The organism is Bartonella sp. AA86SXKL, from assembly GCF_042196885.1.
In genome coordinates this window covers 1-2718 of the sequence record NZ_JBHIRE010000064.1, presented here as the reverse complement: position 1 = coordinate 2718, position 2718 = coordinate 1, and the positions used below count along the sequence as shown (strand labels likewise).

Sequence of the window (2718 nt, the reverse complement as noted above, 5' to 3'; positions counted from 1 at the left end):
GTTGTCTGGCAAGTTCTCAATGCTTTGCTTGCCCATGATGAGAATTTTAGTAAAACCCTTAACCAGATGGTCTTAGGGCAAGACGTAAGCTCTATCATCGACATTGTTACAGTTTCTAAAAAGACCGAATTAGAGAATGTTACCACGGTTATTGACGAAATCCAGCTCCACGAAAAATCAGAAAAATCCGGACTTTGTATTGGGACACAAGCTCATGAACCGCACCAAACATATGAAGGACAAGGAAGATTACCCTTTTTTGTTGAGTTTCCCAATGCTCTCAAAACACTGATTGTTAAAAAATCTACTATGAGTGATTATTGGGGCATTTGGGCGAACAATGTTGCTGAGATTGCACAAAACCATATCACACGCCTTCAAACTATGCTTTCTGATCAAACAAGCGAAGCTTATCATGCCTTTGATGCGTTTTATAAAGAATTAAAAAACAACTTAAACAGTGAGATAAAGCAAGAAGAAGCGATTGAGATGTTAGCGCAACATCTTGTGACGCGTCCCGTGTTTGAAGCCTTGTTTGAAGGCAATGAATTTGTACAAAATAATGCCATTTCGCAAGCAATGGAAAAAATCTTAACAGAACTCGATAAAACCAATATTGAAGAGGAATCCAAAGAATTACAAGAGTTTTATGACAGCGTAAAGTTCCGTGCCTCTGGCATTACAGAACCACAGGCAAGACAAAATCTTATTATCAAACTTTACGAAGATTTTTTTACCAAAGCTTTTAAGAAGACAACGGATAGACTTGGAATTGTTTATACGCCCGTTGAGGTTGTGGATTTTATCATTCATTCTGTTGATGATGTGTTGCGTAATGAGTTTGGAAAAAGCTTGGGATCACGGGGTGTTTCTATTCTTGACCCTTTCACGGGAACTGGAACCTTTATCACAAGGCTTTTACAATCCAATCTCATCAAACCAGAGGATATGGAATATAAATTCCGTCATGATATCCATGCCAACGAGATTGTCTTGCTAGCGTACTACATAGCAGCCATTAACATTGAATCGACTTATCATAGTTTGATGAAAGGTGAGTATATTCCTTTTAAGCATATTGGTTTGGCTGATACGTTTCGGATGGTTGAAAAGCAAGATCTGATGAAAGGTTTACTAGAGGAAAACAGTGCATATTTAGAACTTCAAAAAAAGCTCAATATTGAAGTAATCTTTGGCAATCCTCCTTATTCAACTGGTCAAAAAAGTGCTAATGATAATGCAAAGAATACGCCTTATCCGATATTAAATAACCGTATTGGTGAAACTTACGCCGCTCAATCTAAAGCAAGCCTTATGCGAAATCTTTATGATAGTTATATTCGTGCCATTCGCTGGGCAAGTGACCGTATAAAAGATTGTGGTGTGATTGGTTTTGTTACAAATGCAAGTTATATAGATACAAAATCTATGGATGGTTTACGCAAATGCCTAGTTGAAGAATTTTCAAGCCTTTATATTTTTCATTTACGAGGGAATCAAAGAACTTCTGGAGAACTTTCGCGAAAAGAAGGCGGTAAGATTTTTGGTGAAGGCTCTCGAGCCCCTATAGCGATTTCCGTTCTCGTAAAAAATCCAAATGCACAACAGCGTGGTAAGATATATTTTCGTGATATTGGAGACTATCTCACGAGACAAGAAAAGCTTACAATGATTGAATCCCTTGAAAGCATTGATGGTATTACACGAAGTAAACAAGGTTGGCAAATAATCACACCAGATAAACATGGTGATTGGCTTGGTCAACGTGATAACAATTTCAAAGCATTTTTAGCCATGGGTGTTAAGAAAGGTCATGGTAAAAAGCTTTTTGAAAATTTTTCGTGTGGTGTTGTAACTAGCCGTGATGCTTGGGTATACAATTCAAGCCATGAAATTTTAGCTAAAAACATAAGTAATATGATTGCCTTCTATAACAGTGAAGTAAAGCGTTTTAATAATGCTTATGGACATGTTGATCGTAAAACACTTACAAAAGTTGTAGACAATTTCGTCAATACAGATGCCAGAAAAATCAGTTGGAGCCGTGCTCTTAAACAAGATTTAGCAAAAGGAAAGATTTTTAAATTTGAAGCTACATGCCTTATGCAAAGTTTATATCGTCCTTTTACACAACAGTGGCTCTATTACAATCGTGCCTTTAATGAAATGGTTTTACAAATGCCGCGAATATTTCCGATAGGGGAAACGGTTGAAAATATGGTAATACAAATTACAGGTATAGGAGCAAGAAGATTTTCTGTATTGATGAATAAAGCCTTACCTAGTTTAGATGCAATAGAAAAAGGTCAATGCTTTCCAAGATATTTTTACGAACACACTCCAGTTTCAAAGAGTAAAAATAAAAACCAATCCCTTTTATTTACAAACTCTATAGAAGAAAGCACAACAGCTGGTTTACAAAGGCGTGATGCCATTACGGATGAGGGACTAGAACATTTTAAAGCCGCTTATCCTAATGAAACCATAACAAAAGATGATCTATTCTATTATATTTATGGTCTACTTCATTCGGAAGATTATCGTGCTCGTTATGCTGATAACCTCTCTAAAGAATTGCCTCGTATCCTTTGTGTAAAAACTGCTGAAGATTTTTGGAAGTTTGTAACAGCAGGGCGTGAATTGGGTCATTTGCACGTGAATTATGAAACTGTAGAACCTTATCCAGTGACCTTTAAAAAGGGTAATCCAAAACAGACA

1 protein-coding gene is annotated in these 2718 nt (G+C 36.6%); it reads left to right on the top strand.

Annotated features, from left to right (window positions below; all coding sequences use genetic code 11):
• A partial coding sequence (locus ACFIO5_RS09690; RefSeq protein WP_375705286.1) for a type ISP restriction/modification enzyme occupies positions 1–2718 on the top strand: 2718 nt, incomplete at both ends.